The sequence below is a fragment of the Paenibacillus sp. 7516 genome, assembly GCF_002272715.1.
Taxonomy (GTDB): domain Bacteria; phylum Bacillota; class Bacilli; order Paenibacillales; family Paenibacillaceae; genus Paenibacillus; species Paenibacillus illinoisensis_A.
The window spans coordinates 327,470-351,072 of sequence record NZ_NPBI01000024.1 but is presented as its reverse complement, the minus strand read 5'-3'; the positions used below and the strand labels follow the sequence as shown (position 1 = coordinate 351,072).

The 23,603-nt window shown below is 49.1% G+C and carries 20 protein-coding genes; 5 read left to right on the top strand and 15 right to left on the bottom strand.

Annotated elements, in window-relative coordinates:
* Positions 1 to 54: 54 nt before the first annotated feature.
* The 6 genes from CHI14_RS21175 to CHI14_RS21150 form a co-directional block, all read right to left on the bottom strand.
* Positions 55 to 1,113 (bottom strand): ABC transporter ATP-binding protein, encoded by a 1,059-nt coding sequence (locus tag CHI14_RS21175; protein ID WP_095290989.1) that lies wholly within the window; start codon positions 1,111 to 1,113, stop codon positions 55 to 57.
* A gap of 18 nt (positions 1,114 to 1,131) precedes the next feature.
* Positions 1,132 to 1,923 carry an ABC transporter permease gene (locus CHI14_RS21170; RefSeq protein ID WP_095290988.1) on the bottom strand — a complete coding sequence of 264 codons (792 nt, stop codon included), beginning with the start codon at positions 1,921 to 1,923 and terminating at the stop codon, positions 1,132 to 1,134.
* A 6-nt stretch (positions 1,924 to 1,929) separates the two neighbouring features.
* The gene (locus tag CHI14_RS21165) at positions 1,930 to 2,751 is read right to left on the bottom strand and encodes an ABC transporter permease (RefSeq protein WP_095290986.1); all 822 of its coding nucleotides are present in this window, start codon (positions 2,749 to 2,751) and stop codon (positions 1,930 to 1,932) included.
* 279 nt (positions 2,752 to 3,030) lie between these two features.
* On the bottom strand, positions 3,031 to 3,969 hold the full coding sequence (locus CHI14_RS21160; protein WP_095290984.1) for a nucleoside hydrolase: 939 nt from the start codon (positions 3,967 to 3,969) through the stop codon (positions 3,031 to 3,033).
* 99 nt (positions 3,970 to 4,068) lie between these two features.
* The gene (locus CHI14_RS21155; protein ID WP_095291295.1) at positions 4,069 to 5,139 is read right to left on the bottom strand and encodes an ABC transporter substrate-binding protein; all 1,071 of its coding nucleotides are present in this window, start codon (positions 5,137 to 5,139) and stop codon (positions 4,069 to 4,071) included.
* A gap of 237 nt (positions 5,140 to 5,376) precedes the next feature.
* The gene (locus CHI14_RS21150) at positions 5,377 to 5,721 is read right to left on the bottom strand and encodes a Na-translocating system protein MpsC family protein (protein WP_095290982.1); all 345 of its coding nucleotides are present in this window, start codon (positions 5,719 to 5,721) and stop codon (positions 5,377 to 5,379) included.
* Positions 5,722 to 6,081: 360 nt separating this feature from the next.
* On the opposite strand from CHI14_RS21150, the gene CHI14_RS21145 reads away from it, so the two are divergent.
* Together CHI14_RS21145 and CHI14_RS21140 are read left to right on the top strand one after the other, a co-directional pair.
* Entirely contained in the window at positions 6,082 to 6,990 is a 909-nt protein-coding gene (locus CHI14_RS21145) for a zinc ribbon domain-containing protein (protein ID WP_141236717.1), read from the top strand.
* Positions 6,991 to 7,250: 260 nt separating this feature from the next.
* On the top strand, positions 7,251 to 7,994 hold the full coding sequence (locus tag CHI14_RS21140; RefSeq protein WP_095290979.1) for a DUF3105 domain-containing protein: 744 nt from the start codon (positions 7,251 to 7,253) through the stop codon (positions 7,992 to 7,994).
* Between the two features lie 183 nt (positions 7,995 to 8,177).
* On the opposite strand, the gene CHI14_RS21135 is transcribed toward CHI14_RS21140, so the two are convergent.
* Both CHI14_RS21135 and CHI14_RS21130 read right to left on the bottom strand, forming a co-directional pair.
* Positions 8,178 to 9,131 carry a nucleoside hydrolase gene (locus CHI14_RS21135; RefSeq protein ID WP_095290977.1) on the bottom strand — a complete coding sequence of 318 codons (954 nt, stop codon included), beginning with the start codon at positions 9,129 to 9,131 and terminating at the stop codon, positions 8,178 to 8,180.
* Between the two features lie 231 nt (positions 9,132 to 9,362).
* The gene (locus tag CHI14_RS21130) at positions 9,363 to 11,594 is read right to left on the bottom strand and encodes an MMPL family transporter (RefSeq protein WP_095290976.1); all 2,232 of its coding nucleotides are present in this window, start codon (positions 11,592 to 11,594) and stop codon (positions 9,363 to 9,365) included.
* Positions 11,595 to 11,769: 175 nt separating this feature from the next.
* On the opposite strand from CHI14_RS21130, the gene CHI14_RS21125 reads away from it, so the two are divergent.
* The gene (locus CHI14_RS21125; protein ID WP_095290974.1) at positions 11,770 to 12,393 is read left to right on the top strand and encodes a TetR/AcrR family transcriptional regulator; all 624 of its coding nucleotides are present in this window, start codon (positions 11,770 to 11,772) and stop codon (positions 12,391 to 12,393) included.
* On the opposite strand, the gene pdxR is transcribed toward CHI14_RS21125, so the two are convergent.
* Positions 12,381 to 13,856 (bottom strand): MocR-like pyridoxine biosynthesis transcription factor PdxR, encoded by a 1,476-nt coding sequence (gene pdxR / locus CHI14_RS21120; RefSeq protein ID WP_249281194.1) that lies wholly within the window; start codon positions 13,854 to 13,856, stop codon positions 12,381 to 12,383. The two genes, CHI14_RS21125 and pdxR, sit on opposite strands and share 13 nt — an antisense overlap.
* 165 nt (positions 13,857 to 14,021) lie before the next feature.
* On the opposite strand from pdxR, the gene CHI14_RS21115 reads away from it, so the two are divergent.
* Complete coding sequence (locus CHI14_RS21115; RefSeq protein WP_095290972.1) at positions 14,022 to 14,624, top strand: GNAT family N-acetyltransferase; 603 nt, start codon at positions 14,022 to 14,024, stop codon at positions 14,622 to 14,624.
* Between the two features lie 27 nt (positions 14,625 to 14,651).
* On the opposite strand, the gene CHI14_RS21110 is transcribed toward CHI14_RS21115, so the two are convergent.
* Together CHI14_RS21110 and CHI14_RS21105 are read right to left on the bottom strand one after the other, a co-directional pair.
* Positions 14,652 to 15,548 carry a diacylglycerol/lipid kinase family protein gene (locus CHI14_RS21110; protein WP_095290971.1) on the bottom strand — a complete coding sequence of 299 codons (897 nt, stop codon included), beginning with the start codon at positions 15,546 to 15,548 and terminating at the stop codon, positions 14,652 to 14,654.
* Positions 15,549 to 15,606: 58 nt separating this feature from the next.
* Positions 15,607 to 16,818: a serpin family protein gene (locus CHI14_RS21105; protein WP_170948211.1), complete on the bottom strand. Its 1,212-nt coding sequence runs from the start codon at positions 16,816 to 16,818 to the stop codon at positions 15,607 to 15,609.
* A gap of 279 nt (positions 16,819 to 17,097) precedes the next feature.
* Between CHI14_RS21105 and CHI14_RS21100 the strand changes: the two genes are divergently transcribed.
* Positions 17,098 to 17,691, top strand: coding sequence for a hypothetical protein (locus tag CHI14_RS21100; protein WP_095290967.1), 594 nt, complete (start codon positions 17,098 to 17,100; stop codon positions 17,689 to 17,691).
* 107 nt (positions 17,692 to 17,798) lie between these two features.
* Here the strand turns inward: CHI14_RS21100 and CHI14_RS21095 are convergent, their stop codons facing one another.
* The 4 genes from CHI14_RS21095 to uxaC form a co-directional block, all read right to left on the bottom strand.
* Positions 17,799 to 19,682, bottom strand: a complete 1,884-nt coding sequence (locus CHI14_RS21095) for an ABC transporter ATP-binding protein (RefSeq protein ID WP_095290966.1) — start codon at positions 19,680 to 19,682, stop codon at positions 17,799 to 17,801.
* Positions 19,679 to 21,406: an ABC transporter ATP-binding protein gene (locus tag CHI14_RS21090; protein WP_095290964.1), complete on the bottom strand. Its 1,728-nt coding sequence runs from the start codon at positions 21,404 to 21,406 to the stop codon at positions 19,679 to 19,681. Before CHI14_RS21090 ends, CHI14_RS21095 begins: the two co-directional genes overlap by 4 nt.
* On the bottom strand, positions 21,403 to 21,945 hold the full coding sequence (locus CHI14_RS21085) for a MarR family winged helix-turn-helix transcriptional regulator (protein WP_095290962.1): 543 nt from the start codon (positions 21,943 to 21,945) through the stop codon (positions 21,403 to 21,405). Before CHI14_RS21085 ends, CHI14_RS21090 begins: the two co-directional genes overlap by 4 nt.
* Before the next feature lie 179 nt (positions 21,946 to 22,124).
* Entirely contained in the window at positions 22,125 to 23,567 is a 1,443-nt protein-coding gene (gene uxaC, locus CHI14_RS21080; protein ID WP_095290961.1) for a glucuronate isomerase, read from the bottom strand.
* Positions 23,568 to 23,603 lie beyond the last annotated feature (36 nt).

The following is a 23,603-nucleotide window of genomic DNA, read 5'->3' as shown; positions in this document are numbered from 1 at the left end:
GCTGCGTTTGCTGCTTCTGTTTCTGCTTCCTGCTGCTATTCACGAATATTACTTCTATTCAACGAGGACAAGCTTGTCCTGCGGGAAAATCAGGCTGACACGCTGCCCGCTGAGGTACGGTGTCTCCATCTCCTGGTTCGCCGTAAAATCACCGAGTTCGGTCTCAATCACATATTGATAGCTGCGTCCAAGATACGTACTCACCTTCACGATACCTGGCAAAGCATTGGCCAGATCCGCTGACGTATCTCCACTGACAATCAGATCATCCGGGCGAATTGCACCTTTGCGAGCGCCGGGACGTGCTGTTCCGGGATGGGCTGTTGCCGTAAACAAACGACCTCCCGCTTTTAGCGAGATCTGGTCTCCTGCATCACTGCGTTCAGCAAACTCAATAAAGTTGTGGAATCCAATAAATTGGGCTACAAATTCCGTTGCCGGATATTTGAAAATGGTCTCCGGGCGATCGAGCTGCTCGACAACGCCCTTGTTCATGATGGCTACCTGATCCGAGATCGAGAAACACTCTTCCTGGTCATGGGAGACATACAGCGTTGTAATACCAAGCTCCTGTTGAATTCGGCGGATCTCCACCCGCATGTTCAGTCGCAGGTTGGCATCCAGGTTACTGAGCGGTTCGTCAAACAGCAGCAGATCCGGCTCAATCACGAGTGCACGAGCAATTGCCACCCGCTGCCGCTGTCCACCGGACAGTTCCTGCGGAAAACGCTTCTCGAAGCCGTTCAGGTTCACCACTTCCAGAATGCGCATAACACGTGCTGAGATATCCTTGTCTTTTACCTTGCGCATCCGCAGGCCGAAGGCCACGTTGTCATAGACAGACAGATGCGGGAATAGCGCATAACTCTGAAATACAAATCCGAAGTTCCGCTTGTTTACCGGAACCTTCGTATAGTCCTTGCCGCCGAACATAAACTTGCCCTGTGTTGCTTCCAGGAATCCGGCGATGAGGCGCAGCGTAGTTGTTTTGCCGCAACCGCTCGGTCCGAGCAGGGAGAGCAGCTTACCTTTTTCCAGCTCCAATTGAAAATCCTTCAGGATCGTCTGGTTATCGTAAGCCACCGATACGCGATCCAATGTCAGCAATGCCATAGCGTTCTGCGCCTCCAATTAACGTTTAGTAAAGTATGAAAATCCGCCCATGATCCGTTCGATCACGAACATTAAAAGTCCGGTCAGTACCATCAGCAGCACGGAAATAGCTGCAATTGTCGGGTCAAAATAGTTCTCAACATACGTCAGCATCTGAATCGGCAGTGTACTTACCCCCGGTCCAGTCATGAACACGGAGATATCCACGTTGTTGAACGACTCCAGGAAGGCAATCAGCACAGCCGCCAGAATCCCCGAACGAATGTTGGGCAGCACGATCTGAAAGAACGTTCTTACCCGTCCCGCGCCAAGACTCAGTGCAGCTTCTTCCACGGCAAAGTCAAAGCTCGACAGACTGGAAGCAATGACGCGAATGATAAATGGAAGCATGATAATCGTGTGACCGATCAGCAGGCCCAGATACATCGGCAGATGGTAGATCACGATCAGATATTTCATCAATGTAAAACCAAGCACGATTCCCGGAATGAGTACCGGGGACAGGAACAATGCATTCAGCACAGACTTGCCTTTGAAATCGTAACGACTGAGTGCATAGGCAGCCGGTACTCCGAGAATCAGCGCCAGCAGATTTCCCAGCAGGGAAATGATGATGGACGTCTGGAACGTGCGGAGGAAACCGCCTGTGTTAAAAATATTTTCGTACCAGCGGAAGGAGAAGCCTTCCGGCGGAAATTTGAGTACCGTTCCCGGTTCAAACGAAGTGACCGATATGATCAGAAGCGGGCCCAGCAGAAAGATAAAGACCAGCAGACTGAACAGGCCCAGCCCGATATGTTTCTCCCGCATTTGTGTCTACCCCTTCGGATTTAAAGTTTTGGCCATTTTGTTCATGACACCGACCACGACAAACGTGATGACAATCATAATTGCGGCAACGACCGAGGCCAGATACCAGTCGTTAAGGGTCATGGCGTTTTGATACAGGAACGTGGCGATAACTCGCTGCTTGCCTCCAAGAAGTGCGGGTGTCGTATACGCCGTGAGGCTTCCGACAAATACAAGCACGGCTCCGATCACAAGCCCTGGCACAGCCAGCGGGAATACGACCCGGCGGAATGCCGTGATACGAGAAGCTCCCAGACTTTGTGCCGCTTTGAGCAGGTCATTGTCGATGTTCTCAAGCACACCGACCAGAGAGATGATCATGAGCGGCAGGAACAGGTGAGTCAGACCAATCATCATGGCTGCCGGCGTGTACAGAATATCCAGCGGTTTATCCACGATGCCCAGGCCAACGAGTGCATTGTTGATCAGACCTTTGCGTCCAAGAATGATCATCCAGCTGAACGAGCGTACCACCGGGCTCGTCAGCAATGGGAAAATGGCCAGTGCCAGCAGGATACCTTTGCGGCGCGGCGCTTTCTGCGAAATATAATAAGCTGTCGGGAATCCGAGCACCACACAGACAAGGGTGGTGACCACGCTGACCTGCAGCGTCGTAAGCAATATTTTCAAAAAGTAAGGGTCTCTGAAAAAGTGCATGTATCCTTCAAACGTGAAGGAGTTTTCCTGGAAAAACGTTGATCCGATCGTCAGGACAATCGGAATGATCATAAATGCCGCCAAAAACACGAACCCCGGCAGCAATAGCCAGTAGATTACTGATTTCTTCATCGCGGTACTCCTGACTTATAAGATGGTTTTATTCCTACGTCCCATTTAGACACATTTCAAAAATAGTGCTTTACGTGAATCGCACCAACCGTTCCGGTCCGAATCGTTCTTTCGATCGCTGTTATTCTTGGATTTTCTTGATCTCCTTCTTATAGAAGGAAAAATCCAAGGATAAAGGCGAACGCTTCGCTTCTACAGAATCGATTTCGTCCCCTCCACTAGCAGCGAAATACGTAAGGACTGATTTTAGACTGAACCCAAATTCCGTAAAGATCATAGCTACGCATTTAATGCGTTAATAAAAAGTTCAAGGAACGCTTCCGCGTCCACCGTTTCGCAGACAAGCGTGTTAGGCTTCTGGCCCAAACGGTTTTGAAAGTCGCATACCATCTGGCCATCGCACAGGCGGCTGGCCGTCTCGACATCCACGTAATACGATTGGCGTCCTACCAGTTCGGGTGCAAGGGCAACGCCCACTGCCAGCGGATCATGCAGAGCGCAAGCCCGGATGCCGTTCATTTGTTCGTAACGGTTGATGTAAATCTCTGTGCTCTGAGCCACGTACGCACGCAGCGCAGGATCTGTGAGACGCTCAATCGTAGCTTCATTCAGCAGCGTTTGACGCGTGACATCCAGGCCAACCTGCGTAAGCTTCTCAATGCCTGCATGCAGAACAATGCGTGCAGCTTCCGGATCAGCATACGTATTGTACTCTGCCGTCGGTGTAATATTGCCATGTCCGCGAACAACCCCACCCATGAAGATCACTTCCTTCAATAAAGAAGGCAGTTCTGGACACTTCAGCAAGGCAAGTGCCAGGTTGGTCAATGGCGCAGTCATAATCAGCGTGAGTTCACCCGGATACAGCTTGGCTTGCTCTATAATATAGTCCGGCGCAAAACCCTCTTCCGCTTGCTTGGACACGGCTGGATCAGGCAGTGCTCCGCCCAATCCATCCTGTCCATGTACCCGATGTTCATAATGGGATTGGCGGGTGAGCGGACTGGCCGCTCCAGCAATCACTGGAATATCAGACGCATCCGCCAGTTCAAGAATCTTGCATGTATTATCCGTTGCCTGCTGGAGCGATACGTTCCCGCAGACTGTGGTAATGCCGAGAATGTCCAGCTTCCGGCTCTTGACGGCCAGCAAAATGGCCAGCGCATCATCAATACCCGTATCTACATCCAGGATGATGCGTTGTAACGCCTCACTCATACGTTCTCCACTCCTTACCATTCATCATGCTTGCTGCAAAGGTTATTCATTCCGATAAGTCGCTATCTGTCGTTCTTATCTAGCTCTATCCAATGTTTCTTATTGTGCAATCTCACGGTTCCAACGATCAGTCCAAGCTTTCGCTTGTTGGTTCACGAATTCCATATCCAGCTTGTTCAGCTTCTCAACCACGTCAGCGCCATACGTCACGCCTTCTGCTTCTTCTGCAGTCAATTCAACTTTGGTGTTTACCGGTGAATCCACTTTGGCTTTGGCAGACTTCGCTTGTACATCCTGGCTCAGCTGCCAGTTAATGAATTCTTCGGCGAGTTCTTTATTTTTGCTGCCTTTCACCACGTTGATTGTATTCATCACTGCATATGCGCCTTCGCTAGGTGCAACAAATTTCGCATTTGGTACAGCTGCTTTCAGATCCTTGAAGTACATTTCCATGATCGGTCCGCCTGCAATCTCTTCTTGCGAGAACATGTTCACGAACTCGGACGTTTGGCTGTAGAATTTAACAACATTGCCGCTCAATTCTTTCAGTTTCGTAAATGCCGCATCTTCATTAAATGTATCGTTTCCGGCTACGCGAGAAGCTGCATCCACGACCATTGGTCCTGCTGTTGCCGTAATATTCGGGATCGTCAGGTTATTCTCAAATGCCGGATCCCACAGATCACTCCATGAAGTCACTTCTTTGGAAACGAGGTCAGGATTGTAGGCGATACCAAGCTGTCCAACCGTGTAAGCCGGGCCATAATCTTCGCCAAGTGGTGCTTTGGCAATATCGTAAATATCATTAATATTCGGAATTTTCGAACGATCGATTTTCTCAAACAGACCTTCATCGATACCTTGTTGTGCATAGTAGTCGGAGAGGTAAATAACATCGACATTCGATGTACCTTGACGGATTTTGTTCAGACGCTCAGCATTGTTACCGACCTCAAGCACGATGTCCACATTGTGTTCTTTTTCGAATGGACCAAATACTTCTTCATTGAAGAAATCTTCGGAAAAGCCCCAAGTGGAGATCACCAGTTTGTTCGCTGCTGTTCCCTCGCTGCCTGATCCACCTGTCGCATCATCCGTGCTGCTGCCGCAACCTGCAAGTAATACCGATGTCATTGCCACTGCTGCCAAACCGCTAACCCACTTTTTCATCATGATCCTGAATTCCTCCTGAAATGTGTGATGTGTTATAAAAAAACAAAAAGAAAAGCATTCTTGTAAGAACAAGAACACTTTTCTTCGTAAACAAAGGAAAGCGACACCCGCTGCCGGTACATCATTGGTTTCTGCTTCAGAATCAATCCGAAGACTAGACGCCATCATATGAAATTGTTGGGGACGATATAAACGAAACGCGCGCATGACCCGAATCGAACCAGTCGATCCACGTTATGCCTGTTCCAGAATGATATTCGTAATGGCCCACTGTGTGGACGCATCGTAATCCCTTAGTACAGCTTCAATTGGCAAACCCATGTGCTGCTCGAGCTTCTCCCGGAATTTCTTCTTATATAAGACAGACATGCGGAAGTCCACTTCCAGCTTCAAGCCGGGGGCCTCCCCTTCCAGGGCGTCAGAGCGTGGCGAACGTCGGTGCTTGGCAAAGAAGGTCACAATATTCTGATCCACGGTCACTCTCAGGAGAGTGGTTCCGAAGCCGAATAGTTCCTTCGAAATTTCGTTGTAATACTGGCACATCTTTTTCTTGCTTTCATTACTGTCCAGCAGTTCCATGAATTCACCTTCATCATTTACTACCGTACATTCGACGTGTTAACACGTTTGATTATACATAAATATGAGGTAGGAGGCAACCCAAAAGATATACTTAACATGCAAATAACACACAAAAGCGAACGATGACCAAAAAAACACCGAAATTCGTATGCCAATTCCACTGTAAACGAAAACGCTCTACCTGATGACTTCCTATAATATTGTTGCTTGGAAAATCATTTTTGATACACCGTTCGTTTAATTTGGGAAATTACGGTTATTAATTAAGCTGTAAACATAGACAAACTTCGGCACGAAACGTTAAAATGAGACAAAATGTCTATATTACTTAATATATGAAATTGGAGGCCCCCTGTTATGAAATGCCCGGTATGTAATCATGAAAATGGAAATGCACATTACTGCGAGAGGTGTGGTACAGATCTGACTCAGTCCCCATCTTCTTCTACCTCTCCCCGTGACCACGAATCAGCAGCTGCTGCCGAATCGGAATATACACGTTGGTCCAGTACGCAAGCAGCACCTTCTCAATCCGTTCCATCCCGTACACCTTCTGCTCCAACACCTCATGACCAGACGTACGACAATTCCGGCCCGAATAACCACTCATCTGCAGGAGACACCAATCAGTGGAACAATGTCATGCAGAATGAGAAGGTTCAGCAAGCCAAAGAAGTCAGCAAACAGTACGTATCCTATTTTCTTAGCGTCCTAGCCCGTCCTTACCAAACGATGAAAACCGTCGGCGATCAACACGCGCTGAACGGATTAATAACGATGGCTCTCATTGCAATCCTGTCCTCTACATACTTTTTACTTACCTTCAGCCGGTTAGATATGGGTGGTTTATTCGTAGCCGGATTCATACGCCCGCTGCTGTTTACCGCTATCATCCTGATTGTCGCTGTAGTACTGATCTACGCTGTATTAAAAATCGAGAAAATCACGTTCCGTCCGAAAACACTAGTAGCACAGTATGGTACCCTACTTGTTCCGTCTGTTGCAGCACTCGTGCTCGCGAACTTGTTTATCTTTATTTCATATCCGATCGCGATCTTCCTTCTGGTTGTTTCGTATGTCATTGTTTTTGCAGGCATGAATGCGGTGCTGTTCCAACATCCGCTCAATCGTACGAAGTCAGCTATTGACAGCATGTATACAGTCCTTATTGCCAACGTTGTTTTGCTCTACATTTTGTACCGTTTGCTTGCAGGCTCCATTCTTGGAATTCTGGGCATGATGCTATCACCATTCGGTCGTCTGTAGTCCGCTTTCCATTCATCATTTATATCTCGGAAAGACTCCTCTGGTTCGAATCAGAAGAGTCTTTTTTCGTTTCCCGATCCAGGATTGCACTGGCATGTGCAATACACTATAATGTGTAGTGCAAACTTTATGTTTGAATTTACGTACCGAGAACTTCACTGTGGTCCTTGAAGAAGGGTTCTAGGCGCAGCTGATCACTACATGATGTAGTGTTATTAAAGGCTATTTCCATTTTAGAAAAGAAAGAAGAGGATCAATCGATGAATCACGATATGAATCACATGCAAATGAACCACGAGGCAGGAACATCCTATCTGTGGCTCATTGTAGGGGCAGTCCTGCTGCTGCTCTCCATCGCGGCTTATATTCTAGCTTCGCGTACACAGGGCAAAGTACTAAGTCATATGAAGAAGGATGAACGAGCCACCATCAAAAAGAAAAGCCGCTCCATCCGGCTGACTGCACACGCATTGCTCGGCGTCTCCGCCATAATCCTGATTCTGTTCTTCACGCAAGGTGCATTCGACAAATATGACGTGGCTGATCTTAACGCTAACGCCAACATTGAAGTAACGGATGATCCTTACTATGGTGCAGAACATACGGAAGACCCTATTGATTACGATATGACTATTCCCACTTCAGGGCCTCATAACCCACATGACATCAAGTTTGGCTTTTACACCGATTTCCCGGGATATCCTTATCTTGTTCACAATCTGGAGCATGGCGATATCATCATCTATTATCGTGAGAACGCCAGTGACGACCTGAAGGAGCACCTGAAATATCTGGCCAAGTTCCGTGAGGCCGGGGCCGGCATACTGGCTGTACCAAACAAGGATATTCCAGAGGGCAGTGAAGTCGTCGTAACGGCCTGGACCAAAACGATGAAGCTGGACACCTTCGACGATGCCAAAGTCGGTACATTTATTAACCGGTACATTAACCAGGGACCAGAGAAAATTCCTTCTTCCATTCGCCAAGGTGGGGGAACGATGTAATCGTTGATGCACCATTATCCGTCGAATCCTGGATTCACGGAGAACACTTTGACACGCAGCTATGTTTGTGTGACTCAAACTAACAAAAAGCCGCACGGCAGAACCCGAGAGAATCCCGGGCGCTCTGCCTGCGGCTTTTTGTTGATTTTCTAATAGTAGAAGAAAACGATGTGGTTGTCTGGTTTAGTAGCGCTGCGGAGCAGCCTTTTTACCCAGATCAGTCATATAAGTGAAGAATGCATCCGGATCCGTATCGTACACCAGCTGCACGGGACGTCCGTCCGCTTGCTCTACCGTACGGCCCTGGCTAGGACCATCTGGAATTACGATGCAATTCACGGTTTTCTTCTTCACGATATCTTCGCGACCAACGGAAGCTGTTGTCAGCACGTCCCACAGATAATATGTGGAATTCGTTTCACTGTACACCAGTGGCGGGCATCCTGCGTAACAGTTTCCGAGGAAGTCCACGCCTTCGAAGCGGCGCTCTGCTGCCCAGCGGTTACGCACAGCAGGTGTAAGAGGGACTTTATTCGTGCTTTCCAGTGCAACCAGGTCAATCTGGATGCCGCTTTCCCATACACGGTAAGCCGCTTCCGGATCCCAGAATACGTTCCATTCGGCTGTGCCGTCATGCTCAGGCTCTTCCACGTTTCCTTTTTCAAACGTACCACCCATCCAGACCAGCTTGTCGATTTTCTCTTCAATGTCTGGTGCTTCGTCAAGTGCACGTGCGAGGTCCGTCAGTGGACCTGTGAACAAAAGAAGTGTTTTGCCTTCTGTGTTACGAACCTTCTCAATCAGGTGCTGATGAGCCGGTACAGCTGACAAAGGCGCTTCCATTTTGCCAGATTCGTTCAGTATAGGCAGTGCATCTACATAAAAGGAGTGCAATCTCCACGCTGCAGGAAAAGGATTCTTACCTCTGGAGTTGGATTTCGATACTTCAACGGAATATGTACCGAAGCGATCAATAATTTTACGGCTGGCATCCGTCGCTGGCTCCAAATATCCGTCTGCCGGAATAACCGATACACCTGTAACTTTTACATTATCCATCTGCAGAAGCATGAACAGCGATACGAGGTCATCCACGCCGCCGTCATGGTTAAAATACACATTAAGTTGGTTCGTCATTACTTACTTTCATCCTTCCCCTGGTTGTCCCATTGATGTACTTTCATCCGTCAGCCCCTGGACCAACGTTCCCTCTATTATGTCCCAAAACCCTGTTATACGTAAACCATCCCCTCGGAGTTGGCATAAAAATGCGGGCAGTGCTGTTGTTCGCACTGCCCGCTTTTCTATGTCCGTGCACTGCTCATCGCGGGTGGAATGTATCCATCCAGCCTGAATTCCGACTTCACATTACATGGAGGTCGTTTGCTTCTCTCTTGCTTCCTCGGCGACAGGCTTGTATTTGCCTGGCCAGAATGCCCATTTGCCCAACAAGGCTGTAATGGCAGGTACCATGAATGGACGGACAAGGAATGTATCGAGCAGCACACCTGCTGCCGTAATAATTCCGAACTGCACCAGTACTTGAATAGGCAGTGTTGCCAGTACGGCAAACGTACCTGCGAGAATCAGACCTGCGGAAGTAATAACAGAGCCTGTCTCGCCTACACCTTCCTTAATCGCTTGGCGTAAAGGCATCGTTTTGCGTTTCTGCCAGATACTTGAGATCATGAAGATGTTATAGTCCTCACCGAGTGCTACCAGGAATACGAATGAATACAGCGGAATCGCACCCTGAATGGCATCTGCACCCAAGCCATAATGGATGATAAGCCATCCGAGGCCAAGGGCCGAGAAATAGGAGAGGACCACTGTGGCAATCAGATACGCCGTCGCTACAACAGAGCGCAGGTATAACAAAAGCAGCAATGTAATCATGCCGATGACAACAGGGATAATGATGCTCGCATCCCGCTCTCCGGTCACTTCAATGTCGTACTGCTCCGCAGTTTGGCCATCAATCCAGACGTGACTGTCCACACCTGTAATTCCTGCGTCAGTTAATGCCTGCTCAGCCGTCGCCCGCAAATCCGGAATATGCTGCATAGCCTCCATGGAGTATGGGTTCAAGTTAAACTCGACATCATAGGCGGTGATGTTGGCATTCTCAGCACCCTGCTGAGCTTCACCCACCTTACTTACATAATCCAATGCTTCGAGACGCTGCTTCAGATCGGTTTCCTTGCCCTCTGAATCTATAATGACCTTGGCTGGTGCCAATTCCCCTTCGGAAAACTGTTCCCCAATGACCGTAAATCCTTCACGTGAAGGTACATCTTCCGGGAAGGAAGACAGCAAGTCATACGTGAATTTGATCTGGCTGGAGAAGGCAGCCAGTCCACCGAGCAGTACCAGCGTAATGACCAGTACAGTCCATGGCTTGGTGATGACGGTGCGGCCAATCCAGCTTTCCTTGATTTTGCGCGGAGCCGGAGCCGGTTTGCCTTTTTTCTTGGCACGCTCCACTTCCATATCGTGCGTACGTGGTACGAACGGGTAGAATGATCCACGCCCGAAGATGGCAAGCAGTGCCGGAACCAGCGTCAAGCTGGCAATAAACATGATGAAAATGGACAAACTGAATGGAACAGCAAAACGGTGATATGCACCGTACTCAGCCAGCAGCAGCACGAGCAGGGCTGCAACGACTGTGAATCCACTCATGGCGATTGCACCGGATGATCCAGTGATGGCCTGGAACAATGCCTTCTTTTTGTCCGGCTCATGATAGAGAATCTGGCGGAATCTGGAGATCATGAATAGGCAGTAGTCCGTACCTGCTCCGAACAATAATACGGTCATGATGGAGATGGACTGTGCATCAACCGTAATCCAGCCCTGATCGGCCATGAATCCGAGTATCGGACTTGTGACCATGTAGGCGAAACCAACCGCAATAATAGGGATGATCGCCAGTACCGGAGAACGGTAGATCAGCAGCAGCAGTACCAGAACGAGTACCACCGTTGCGATCAATAGGGACACGTCGGCCGATGAGAATAGTCCGCTCGCATCAATGGATATCCCTACAGGTCCGGTGACGCGTGCACTTAGTGCATTGGTATCGTCTATAGCGACATCAAACGGATTGGAGCCAAAAATGTCCTCCGTTTTCTGCTCAACTGCCTCAATGCCTTCCTTCAATTGTTCCGAGTCTGCACCTTCATTGAAGAAAAGCGGCATAACCAGCGTACTTCCGTCTTCCGACAGCTGGCCTTGAATGGCCTGCGGCGGTAATTGATACAAAGGCACTACCGCTTGCTGCTGCTCTACCGGATCCTGATCCAGCCGCTCAGTCAGCGCCTGAATCTGTTCGATCTGTTGGTCCGTCAGCCCGCCCGCTTGATGCCACACAATTAATGCAGGGAGGCCTTCCCCACCTGGAAACTCCTTTTGAGCAATCGCAGCTGCCTGTACTGACGGCTTGGAATCACTCAGGTCTTGTGCGTTATTCGTCTCGCGCTCGCCTACGGCTGGCCATACCACGCCAAGGACAACCGCAATAATAATCCAAACTAACAGTGTAATCCATTTGGTTCGTTTGCCCGCAACCCAGCGGCCGTAGCCCGATCCTTCTTGCATCGTTTCTTCATCTCCTGTTCTGTTTCTATGAAACCGTATTGTATATGAATTGTAGAAATGAACCACGGGTCATAGTATAATCGAGTTAATTATATATACCGTAAGGTTAATTTTGCAACACTAATTTTTTGAACACTTTATGCCAAGATAATTTTTATGTGAAGAGGTATGCCACATGACTAAAAAAACTACACCTTCCCGGTCACCCGGAAGACCAAAAGCAGGTACCGATCAGACATCAGTCCAGTCCAAGATACTAATGACTGCTTCGCAGTTATTTATGGAATATGGTTACGAACCCGTCTCTCTTCAACAGATTGCCTCACTATGCCATGTGACCAAGGCGTCCATCTATTATCATTTTTCCAGCAAACCGGAACTCTTCACTGTCGCCATAACGCGTATGATGGCCATGGGCCAGCAGCAGACGGCTCTTCGTTTGGAAGAGCCCGGCTCCTTGCAGCAGCGACTGGAGAATGTTGCTGCAGCCAAAATGCAGCAGTCCCATGTGGACACGGAAACCATGATGCGTGAAGCCGAATCGTATCTCAATGCCGACCAGCTTGCGCAAATCCGTGAAGCCGAGACTCAGATCTTCGATGTTCTCGCCACACACTTCAAGCGGGAGATGGACAGCGGTTATTTGCGCCCTGCGAACCCTATGCTGCTCGCCCAAGCATTCACGTCCCTGCTCATGCTCGCGAACCGTGAGGATGTGCGCAGCATGCATGCAAGCATTGAAGACTTGGCTCATGAGCTTGTTTCCTTATTTCTGGACGGAGCGGTTCAGCGAAAGTGAAGATCATTCCAGACCTTCGCCAATGCCGCGATCCCTGGCTCGATTCGTTCTGCATCAATTCCGGCAAAGCCAATCATGAACTCCTTTTTGCCATCAGGAGGTCTCTCTCCGTCAGCCCATAGATACTCTGTTGAGCTGATTTGTATGCCCTCATTTACAGCCGCAGCTGCCATCTCTGCGGCTGTTCGTGCAGACTCGATGCGGAGTACCAGATGAAATCCTGCGTTTTGGCCAATGATGTCAACCTGTTCTCCAAAATGATGCCGAATCGACTGAATAAGCAGATCATGCTTGCGTCTGTAGTGATTACGCATCTTGCGGATATGCTTGCCTAGCTCCCCCTCATGCATGAACACTTCCAATGTCCGCTGATGGAGCCGGGAGGCAGACTGCTCAAACAGAACCGTCTTATACATTTCCCGGAAAGGCAGCATTAACTCTTCGGGAAGCACCATATAGTGAATACACAGTGTGGGTGCCAGGACTTGCGAAAATCCACCCATATAGATGACCCTTCCGCTCTCGCGCAACCCTTGCATGGAAGGAATCGGACGCCCGTGATATCGAAACTCGCCGTCATAATCATCTTCAATGATGTATGCCTCTGTTCGTTCTGCCCAATCCAGCAAAGCTAACCTTCTCGCTATAGGCATTGCCATGCCCAGCGGGAATTGATGCGACGGGGAAACCCCAAGCAGATTCACTTTAAGCCGATTCAGTTCAGTAAGATATATTCCTTCATCGTCAAGCGAAACGGGAACGACTTCGTAACCATAATTACGGAATGTACCCGGTAGCAGCCTGTATCCGGGATTCTCAACCCCGATGGTCTGCACACCCCCCAGTTGGCGCAACGTCTGTGCAAGCAGAGATAGCAGCAGATGCTGCTCGGCGCCCACAACAACATGCTTAGGTGTACAATTTACACCCCGGAACTGCCTCAAATAAGAGGCAATCTCACACCGTAGTCCCCACTCCCCTTGCGGGTCCCCATAGAATAATAATTCCTCTGACTCTTCGCGCCAGATGCGATTCGTATATTGGTGCCACTTCGCAAATGGAAATAGACTGAAATCATTGCGTGACATGTGAAAATCATAATGGACCCGTCTCGCAGGACGAATGGCACTTTCGTCTGATTTAGGGTACTGAATTTGCTCCCCTGTATTACCCGAATGACTGTCTTCCATCGGGATCTGAATTGCACTATAGTTATCCGTCATGGCACGAATTCGATACCCACGGCGTGGCAAACTGTATATGTATCCCTCAGCAACTAACTGTTGATATGCCCATTCGACAGGTGTTGTGCTTATGCCGAGAAGCTCAGCCAGTTTACGCACAGAAGGCAGCTTGCCATGCTCAGCCAGATTTCCGGTAATGATTTCTTTTTTGATATGATCTGAGAGCTCTACATAGATCGGTCTTCCCATATTTTCATCCAATTTCGGTAGCTGAATCAATTGAATACACCCCAACTGTCCTATGAAAATTTAATAAACTGCACATTTCGAAGTATACAGTAATGGAATATACTCATGTCAGGATTCAATGATCAAACCAATTACATATGTACAGGCAAGACCTCAGGTCATCCTGAAGTGCATGAATTTTAGGAGGTATCACGAATGTCCCAACCAACATCATCCCCACGTGTTCCCCGTCTGCTGGAGACAGAACGCATCTATCTTCGTCCGTTTGAGACGACGGATGTCGATGACTACTTTCCGGGTCTGTTTGACCCTGAGATGCGGAGACTTACAGGAACACAGAACAGCTTCACCCGTACACAAGTGGAACGCTTTGTTGAGAACGCAGGCCAGGATGACTCCCGGCTTATGCTGCTCATCGCCTTACAGGAAAATGATCAGCTCATCGGCGAGGTTGTCCTCATGGACATGCACGCCAAGAACCGCAGTGCACACCTGCGAATAGGAATCGATCGTACGGAGCACCAAGGCAAGGGCTATGGCAGCGAGGCGCTGCTTTTGATGCTTGATTACGGCTTTGGCATTTGCAACCTGCACCGAATCGAGCTTGAGGTATATGCCTTCAATGAGCGAGCCGTTCGTACCTACGAGAGGCTCGGCTTCCAGCGCGAAGGTATCCGAAGAGATGCACTGTACTACAACCACCAATATCATGATGCCATTCTCATGAGTATGTTGGAGCATGAGTTCCGTGAACGGTATGCCCCAAGTCAGATGACAGGCCCTGCGCCGGCAAGGTAATTGATATCAAAAGAACCGGAGAAGTGCCTAGTACACATCTCCGGTCAAAAAATTCAGATGACCCGCCAGCACCGACAGCTCGGCGGGTGTCTTCATGTACAATTCGCCATCAGTATCAACGGGCATGGGAGCATCCGTCTCCAGCAGCAGGGTTGACGCCTTGAAGTAACTGATACTTTCATTCTGTGGCTGCCACTCTCCCTCCGGTTTGTGCGACAGGATCTCTCGCAGCAGCGGAATACCCGTCTCATGGATAATGAGGATATCCAGTTCGCCATCCTGCAGCGCATCTGGAGCAAATGGAAGTGAATTTGTTCCAAGAAACCGTCCGTTCGCCGCATAGATCATGACGGCTTCCCCTTCCATCGTTTTGCCGTCTGCCTCCATCCGGTAATGAAAAGGCTCGGTGTTACTAATGGTCTGCAATGTGCTGATGAAATAGCTCAGCTTACCCAGCGTACCCTTCAGGTTGGAGTTAATATTCTGCGATGTATCACTGATTAATCCAATGCCAAAAAAGTTCGTGAACACCCGATCATTGGCCTGCCCAATATCAATCAAAACAGCATGACCCTCAAGCAGCTGACGTGCCGCAACCTCCACATCCGGTGACAATCCGAGAGAACGTGCAAAATCATTACAGGTCCCCCCAGGCAAAATCCCAATCAGCGGTGGGTTCTGCAGACTCGCCAGTCCATTCACGCATTCATGCACCGTACCGTCTCCGCCCAAAATAAAAACGACATCGAACTGTTCCCCGCGATCCCGGCATAAGGCTTCCCCCTGTCCGGGTTCGTCGGTACGTACAACAACAAGCTCACGAACAGCAGGCGCTAGCACACCGGTTGCAGTACCTACAGCATCTGCACGATTTGCTTTTCCGGCATGATTGTGATGAATTAACAATGCTTTGTTAAATGTCATCGCTCTCTTCCTCCATTCTAATGCTTGTTTACCCTGTTGCCGTCGAGGTTGAAGCAGGTCAATGGGGAGTGACCTGTTCAGGTTGCTGAATGGCTCCAGCGAAAACCCATGCTCCAGTTGAATCATCCACCACAGCAACCATGAATGGACGATTAACCTCCATCTGGACACGATCCGTAGGTGGAGCACTCCCTGCTCTCATATCCAAGAGTGTAGAAGCAGCCGCTACGGTTCCTTGCTCACTCACTTCCATCACAGCTCGGTGGATGATTTGGCCAATATAGGCTTGCCAGCCCGGTCCACGCGGGATCATTTTTGTAAAATCAGCAGCATACGGGTCAAAGGCCTTCTCTATCCCAAGCTGCTGCATGGCTTCTTTTAAATGAACTCCATACTCGGCTCGAAAACGGGGCAAAGACAGCTCTACCAACCTGAAGTCAGATGTTTCATCTAGCTTTTGGGGATGATCCTCCAGCTGCTGCTGGATTTCTTCCAACGTACGACCTTCCCGGGGCAATACAACCAGCATATACATTTGTCCATCCCCATAGGGAAGCCGAATGGCCTGCCAATCCTCATTTTCCGAGTAATGAAACTGCTTCGATTGATGCATCATCGGCACAGACATCGTACTTCCGTTTGCAAGCCGGAAATCGCCATCTTTTGTATACTCAGGTTGAAATTCATTCGTCCAGTTGCCGTCAAAGGCTATGGCATTCACCAAAATCATGAGCGTTTCCGCTGCAGGTGATTCCTGCATCAATTGTGGGATCCTGCCACGAGTATGCTCTTCCACCCAACGATTAATTTCATCTTTGGCCTGTTCAGGTTGTGTATGTAATGACCCGATTTCGGCTTCAAATGTTTGCTGTAATTTAGCCTTATACTCATCTTCTACTGTGACTCCGTTCTTAATCCACACCGCATTGGCAATTTCCATCTCTATTTCAGAGCCAGGATGCGTCAATAATTGATGCAGTGCTGCTTCCGTAGTGTTTAATTGCCCATCATCCCGTCCTGACCAACCCATTGCTTCTGCCATTTCCCGCCTTGTTTCTCCCTCACTGCCAAGGTATGCCATGCCCATCCCCACTGAGATACTATAAGGAGAGATCAGCAGATTCTTCCCACTTGATGCCTCCTGCGCTCCAAGCTCTCTGATCAGCTGCAGCCCCAATCGGTTCATCGCCTCAATCTGCTTCGGCTCGATTTTCTTCAGCAGTGCATTCCGTTCATCAGTGGATAATTCCTGATTGGTGCTGGATTCCATCTGGTCCTTCCCCTCCTGTGCTGAACAGCTTGTAATGAACAGCCAACATACACAACATAATAACAGGTGTACATATAACCGTGTATGCATCGTAATCCTCTCACATCCGTAATAAATAGAAATCGTACATGGCCAATGAGTATTTTCCTTTTTTTACTAAACGCTTGATAGAGAGAAAAGGTTACTTAACACTCAATAATCAGCCTCACGGGGAAAACGCCATTCAAAAGGAGCTAAATCGGTTATATCTATACCATATACGAAATGGAGGGATTTCCTATGATTCCAGCAACGTTGGAACAATTGGAGCAAGTCCGCAAGGAATGCCGCACGATGGTCCGCAAGAGAGCAACCGCTTCTGCTGGTACTACACTTGTCCCTTTACCTGGTACAGACGTACTGGCTGATGTGGGGATGCTTATGCAGCTATTGCCTGCCATTAACAATAAATTCGGATTGTCGCAAAAACAGCTCGACGGCATGGACCCTGAAACCAAATCCATGATTTACGGATTCGTCATGTCCATCGGAAGCAAAGTCATCGGACGCATGGTAACGAAGGAACTTGTCGTTCAGGTACTGAAACGGGTCGGAGTACGCGTAGCGACCAAATCCGTTGCCAAGTTCGTTCCACTTGCAGGCCAAGGTCTAGCCGCAGCTCTCAGCTTCACAGCCATGCGTTATGTGGGTAACAAACATGTCGATGACTGTTATGAGGTCGTGAAACGCATGCTTGAACAGCGTGAGCAAATTCCGGGCGAACCCGCCCCATCAGCTCTTCAAGAAGCGAGCGCGGATGCAAAGCCCGAGGAGAAAGCCGATTCCCGTGATGAAGCAGATCGTACAGCTGTGGCGGAATCCAAAGACAAGTAATTCATTCATTTTCAATTTTGCGGCAAAAGGATACCACACAGTAAATAAGCCGGGCTCCCAACAGGGGAGTCCGGCTTATTTCTATATCATTGTATGCATCGTTTCAATTAGATCGCCTGAGGCTGCTGCTCTGCAAACTGGCTGTTATACAGATCGGCATAGAATCCTTGCTGTGCCATCAATTCATCATGGTTGCCCTGTTCAATCACATTACCGTGATCCATGACAAGGATGAGATCTGCCCCACGAATGGTAGACAAGCGGTGAGCAATGACGAAGCTGGTACGATCCTTCATCAGATCATTCATTGCTTTCTGAATAAATACCTCAGTCCGGGTATCCACGCTGCTCGTTGCTTCATCCAGAATAAGAATGGACGGATTCGCCAAGATGGCTCTTGCAATCGTCAGCAGCTGTTTCTGTCCCTGAGAGATATTGGATGCTTCTTCGTTCAGCACGGTATCATAGCCATCCGGCAGCGTACGGATAAAGTGATCGGCATGGGCTGCATCTGCCGCCTTAACCACTTCTGCTTCGGTTGCACCCTCACGTCCATACGCAATGTTGTCCCGAATGGTTCCGTTAAACAGCCAGGTATCCTGAAGCACCATTCCGAACAGGCTGCGCAGTTTGCCGCGTTCCATGTCCCGGATATCGACACCATCAATCGTGATTTTTCCATCCTGAATTTCGTAGAAACGCATCAACAGGTTGATCAGTGTCGTCTTACCGGCGCCAGTTGGCCCTACAATGGCTACGGTCTGACCCGGTTTTACATCAATATTCATATTTTTGATAAGCAGTTCATCCGGTTTATATCCAAAATTAACGCCTTGGAACGCAACCGCTCCTTGAGGCTGCTGTAATTGTACTGGCTTGTTGGACTCTGGTACCTCTTCCTCTTCATCCAGCAGTTCGAACACCCGCTCTGCCGAAGCGATGGTGGACTGAATGATATTGGAGATGTTGGCAATCTGGTTAATCGGTTGTGTGAATTGACGAGAGTACTGCGTGAACGCCAGAATATCCCCGATCGAGATGGCGCCGCGTGTAACAAAGATCCCGCCGACCACGCAGATCAGAACATAACCCAGGTTACCGACAAAACTCATAAGCGGCATGATGATCCCTGAGATAAATTGAGCCTTCCAGCCCGATTCATACAGCTCTTCATTGACTTTCTCAAATTGCTGCACCGATTGTTCTTCGCGTCCAAATGCTTTTACGACCTTGTGTCCAGTGTACATTTCCTCGACATGTCCGTTCAGCTCACCCAGTGATTTCTGCTGTCCCGCAAAATGCTTTTGTGAACGGGATGCCACCAGCATCACAACGATTACACTGAGCGGCAGCGTCAAAATGGTGATCAGTGTCATCCATGGACTAATCGTCAGCATCATGATAATTACTCCGACAATGGTTACGACAGAAGTAATAAACTGTGCCAAACTCTGCTGAAGCGTATTACTGATGTTGTCCACATCATTGGTCGCCCGGCTGAGCGTCTCCCCATGAGTGCGGGAGTCAAAGTATTTCAGTGGCAGCCGGCCCACTTTGGCGCTGATCTGCTCACGCATGTCATAGACCACTCGCTGGGCAACGCCAGCCATCAAATATTGCTGAATATACATAAATGCTGCACTGAACAGGTACAATCCCAGGAGCAGATACAACACTTTCATTAATGCAGGAAAATCAATACCCGCGCCCTGTATGCCCTGTAGAATGGCAATGGCGCCTTGGCTCAGTATATCGGTTCCTTCAGCCATAACCTTCGGACTGATAATGCTGAACACGGTACTGAGAATCGCTGCGACAAGTACACCAAGCAGACGATATCGGTGTGGCTGGAGATACTGGATCAACCGTCGCAGTGTACCTTTGAAGTCCTTCGGCTTCTCGCCTGGAGGACGCATGCCCATACCGCCACCAGGGTGACCTGGTCCGCCGGAACGTGGTGCTCTGCTTTTATGTTCGGTACGTTCACTCATGCTATCTCCTCCTCTGTCAGCTGGGATGATACAATCTCGCGGTACACTTCATTGTTCGCGAGCAGTTCCTTATGGGTACCGGAACCAACAATGCGTCCTTCATCCATAACCAGAATGCGATCTGCATCCATAACTGTACTTACTCGCTGTGCAACAATTAGCACCGCCGCTTCGGTCGTTTCGGATTTCAGCGCAGCACGAAGTTTGGCATCTGTTTTGAAATCCAAGGCGGAGAAGCTGTCGTCGAATATATACACTTCCGGGCGACGAACAAGTGCGCGTGCAATGGACAAACGCTGTTTCTGTCCACCAGAAACGTTATTACCACCTTGAGCAATAAGGCTGTCATATCCGTCCTTCATCTCGGAAATGAAGTTCTCGGCCTGAGCGGTCCGGGCTGCATGAACGATTTCCTCCATCGTGGCATCATCTTTCCCGTGGCGGATATTCTCCGCAATCGTTCCCGTGAAGAGGACTGCCTTTTGTGGCACAAAGCCAATTTTCGCACGTAAATCTTCCTGACTAATCTCACGTACATCCGTACCGTTAACCCGCACGCTACCTTCCGTAACATCATAGAAACGGGGAATAAGGCTGAGCAGCGTGGATTTCCCTGATCCTGTACCGCCAATAATGGCTGTGGTCTCTCCTGGACGGGCCGTAAACGAAATACCCGACAATGCCGCATTCTCTGCTCCCGGATAACGGAAGGTCACATTGTCGAATTCAATGGTGCCCTGCAGGGATTTCATGCCACGAGGCTGCTCGGGATCACTAAGGTCAGGCTGCATATCCAGCACTTCGTTGATCCGTTCTGCGGATGCAGAAGCTCTTGGAATCATGACAAAAATAATGGAAACCATAATCAGGGAGAACATAATCTGCATCGCGTACTGGATAAACGCAATCAGGGAACCAATGTCCATGTTTCCACTGTCTATGCGCTGTCCTCCGAAGTATAGAATGGCGATCATGGAGAAGTTCATGACAAGCATCATAACAGGCATTAATGTCGCCATAAGGACGTTAACTTTAATGGAGGCATCTCTCAAATCCGTATTCGCTCCGTTAAAACGAACGCGTTCATGTTCTCCGCGGTTGAAGGAACGAACGACACGGATACCTGTCAGTTGTTCACGCAGAACCAAATTCAGCCGGTCCAGCTTTTTTTGGATTTGTTTAAACAGCGGCAGGCCCTTAGCCCCAATCAGTGCAATGGCACCCGCCAGTACAGGCAGCACGACCAGGAAGATCGTAGACAATTTGGCATCCTGGGATACCGCCATGAAGATACCACCGATACACATCATCGGAGCCATGATCATCATGCGCAGCATCATCGTTAATACGTTCTGAACCTGCGTAATGTCATTCGTCGTACGGGTGATCAGTGATGCGGTGCCTAGCTTATCAAACTCCTGCAGCGAGAAATTCTCCACGTGGCGGAAAACCCGGCTGCGCAGCTGCTTGGCGAATCCGCCTGCTGTACGGGAAGACAGGTAACTGGCCAATACGGAACAAGCCGTACCCCCAATGGCAATGACCAGCATCCATCCGCCAATTTGCCAAATGTACGGAACATCACCTTTGACGATACCATCATTAACGATATCGGCCATCAAGGTTGGCAGGTACAGCTCGGCGAGTGATTGCAGCAATACCAGACCCAATATGAAGATAATGGGGATTTGATAAGGCTTGAGCATGCGAAACAATTTCATCATGGCGTATCATCTCCTTCTGTTGAATGCTCCTTTTCCTGGGAAGCGAGCGAGTCAAAAAAGCTATATACTTTCGTCAGCAGCTCGGCTAACTGGGTACTGTCTTCCTCTCCCAGATGCTCAACCAATCTGTTGAATATCTGCATGCGCTCGTCATGAGCAGCCCGAATAATATCACGACCTGCTTCCGTAATCGTAATGCGCACGGCACGGCGATCATCGGGGTCCATGGTTCGCTTGACCAGTCCCTCATCCTCCAGGCCACGAATGACTGGGGTAATCGTCGGTGATTTTACTCGCAGCAATGCACTGATCTCCGATACTTTCAGTCCTGGATGATCTTCATTCAATTCGCTGTGAAAATCGGGGGGATTATCTCGCCAATCCAGACGCTCTCCCGGATGTGAACCGTGGAGCAAACAGGCCAATACCATAATTTCATTATGGTTGCGACCGTGGGGCTTATGCTGTCTCCATTTGCCTTTATTAAACTGCATGATGGAATACAGCAGCTTCTGGGCCACTGGATCCAGACCTGTCATATAGGGTTCCTCCTTTACATTCTCAATGAATTCTCAATTAACATAGGATTACTATTAAATAGTATATCAATTAATTAGGTATCCTAATTATATTTTCACCAGGGGTGGAAGTCAAACAGGTAAATGACACCACAAAAAACCGTGGCAGATCGCCACGGTTTCGAAAAGTTCTATATTAATCAGGACTGCGAAGCAGATACTTTTTTGAGGGAAGCCGAGAATGGGAAATACTCCTTGGCATTGTTGTAGGCAATGCCCTGAACCATCTGTCCGAGCAATTCCATATCATGCGGTGCCTCTCCCTGTTCCACCCATTCGCCGATCAAGTTGCAGACCAGACGGCGGAAATATTCGTGTCTTGTATAGGAGAGGAAGCTGCGAGAGTCCGTTAACATCCCCACAAAACGGCTCAGCAAACCAACGTTGGCCAGTGCTCTCATCTGAGCGAGCATGCCATCCTTGGTATCGTTGAACCACCATGCTGCGCCAAGCTGAATTTTGCCTGGTATACCGCCGCCCTGGAAGCTGCCGACAATGGCAGCCAGCACTTCATTATCCCGCGGATTCAAGGAATATAGTATGGTTTTGGGCAGTGCCTTCTCCTGCTCCAGTGCGTCCAGCAGACCGATCATCGCAGAAGAGAGCGGCGTATCATTCACCGCATCATATCCGGTATCCGGTCCAAGCTGAGCGAACATCCGGCTGTTATTGTTACGGGCTGCATTCATATGGAACTGCATCACCCAGCCCCGCTCCGCATAAAGCTTGCCCAAGAAGGTCAGCGTAACGGTCTTGTATTTATTCTCATCCTCACGGCTCACTTGATGACCTGCGAGTGCTTTGGCAAAAATGGCTGCCGCTTCTTCCCGTGTAGCCTTGCCATATGGCACGTAGTCCAGTGCATGGTCGGAAACTCTGCCACCCACGGAGTGGAAGAACTCCACCCGGGACTCCAGTGCAGAGAGGAATGAATCATAATCAGAGATTGCTGTACCCGAAGCCTGAGACAGCTTGCCCACCCATTCGATGAAGGTATCCCGGTTCAGTTCAAGCCCCTTATCCGGACGGAAAGAAGGCAGCACAGCTGTATCAAAGCCTTCGATTTCCTGAATCTTCAGATGGTATTCCAATGAATCGCAAGGATCATCGGTCGTGCACACAACTGTGACACCCGATTTCGTGATCAGGTCACGTGCGCCAAATCCTTCACTGTTCAGCTTGGCATTTACCTTTTCCCAAATTCCTGGAGCACTGCGCTCATTCAACACTTCATATACCCCGAAGTACCGCTGCAGCTCCAGATGGGACCAGGCATACAACGGGTTACCGATCATCATGGGTACCGTTTTGGCATAGGCCAGGAAGCGATCGTAATCGGTCACGCCCTCTCCGCCAGTGATGTACTGCTCTTCGATACCGTTTGCCCGCATTAGCCGCCACTTGTAGTGATCACCGTACAACCAGGCTTCCGTAATATTGCCAAACGTCTTGTTCTCGTAGATCTCCTGTGGACTGAGATGGCAGTGATAGTCAATAATCGGCATGTCCTTGGCGTAATCCTCATATAACTTGACGGCTGTCTCATTGTGCAGCAAAAATTGTTCATCCAAAAAAGACTTCATTCGCTTCGCACGCTCCCTTTGGGTGAGTTTACGTTC

Bases quoted from the DNA above. Each gene is read 5' to 3' on its own strand.
- CHI14_RS21175 (WP_095290989.1), bottom strand. From the start codon at position 1,113: ATGGCATTGCTGACATTGGATCGCGTATCGGTGGCTTACGATAACCAG.
- CHI14_RS21170 (WP_095290988.1), bottom strand. From the start codon at position 1,923: ATGCGGGAGAAACATATCGGGCTGGGCCTGTTCAGTCTGCTGGTCTTT.
- CHI14_RS21165 (WP_095290986.1), bottom strand. From the start codon at position 2,751: ATGAAGAAATCAGTAATCTACTGGCTATTGCTGCCGGGGTTCGTGTTT.
- CHI14_RS21160 (WP_095290984.1), bottom strand. From the start codon at position 3,969: ATGAGTGAGGCGTTACAACGCATCATCCTGGATGTAGATACGGGTATT.
- CHI14_RS21155 (WP_095291295.1), bottom strand. From the start codon at position 5,139: ATGAAAAAGTGGGTTAGCGGTTTGGCAGCAGTGGCAATGACATCGGTA.
- CHI14_RS21150 (WP_095290982.1), bottom strand. From the start codon at position 5,721: ATGGAACTGCTGGACAGTAATGAAAGCAAGAAAAAGATGTGCCAGTAT.
- CHI14_RS21145 (WP_141236717.1), top strand. From the start codon at position 6,082: ATGAAATGCCCGGTATGTAATCATGAAAATGGAAATGCACATTACTGC.
- CHI14_RS21140 (WP_095290979.1), top strand. From the start codon at position 7,251: ATGAATCACGATATGAATCACATGCAAATGAACCACGAGGCAGGAACA.
- CHI14_RS21135 (WP_095290977.1), bottom strand. From the start codon at position 9,131: ATGACGAACCAACTTAATGTGTATTTTAACCATGACGGCGGCGTGGAT.
- CHI14_RS21130 (WP_095290976.1), bottom strand. From the start codon at position 11,594: ATGCAAGAAGGATCGGGCTACGGCCGCTGGGTTGCGGGCAAACGAACC.
- CHI14_RS21125 (WP_095290974.1), top strand. From the start codon at position 11,770: ATGACTAAAAAAACTACACCTTCCCGGTCACCCGGAAGACCAAAAGCA.
- CHI14_RS21115 (WP_095290972.1), top strand. From the start codon at position 14,022: ATGTCCCAACCAACATCATCCCCACGTGTTCCCCGTCTGCTGGAGACA.
- CHI14_RS21110 (WP_095290971.1), bottom strand. From the start codon at position 15,548: ATGACATTTAACAAAGCATTGTTAATTCATCACAATCATGCCGGAAAA.
- CHI14_RS21105 (WP_170948211.1), bottom strand. From the start codon at position 16,818: ATGGAATCCAGCACCAATCAGGAATTATCCACTGATGAACGGAATGCA.
- CHI14_RS21100 (WP_095290967.1), top strand. From the start codon at position 17,098: ATGATTCCAGCAACGTTGGAACAATTGGAGCAAGTCCGCAAGGAATGC.
- CHI14_RS21095 (WP_095290966.1), bottom strand. From the start codon at position 19,682: ATGAGTGAACGTACCGAACATAAAAGCAGAGCACCACGTTCCGGCGGA.
- CHI14_RS21090 (WP_095290964.1), bottom strand. From the start codon at position 21,406: ATGATGAAATTGTTTCGCATGCTCAAGCCTTATCAAATCCCCATTATC.
- CHI14_RS21085 (WP_095290962.1), bottom strand. From the start codon at position 21,945: ATGACAGGTCTGGATCCAGTGGCCCAGAAGCTGCTGTATTCCATCATG.
- uxaC (WP_095290961.1), bottom strand. From the start codon at position 23,567: ATGAAGTCTTTTTTGGATGAACAATTTTTGCTGCACAATGAGACAGCC.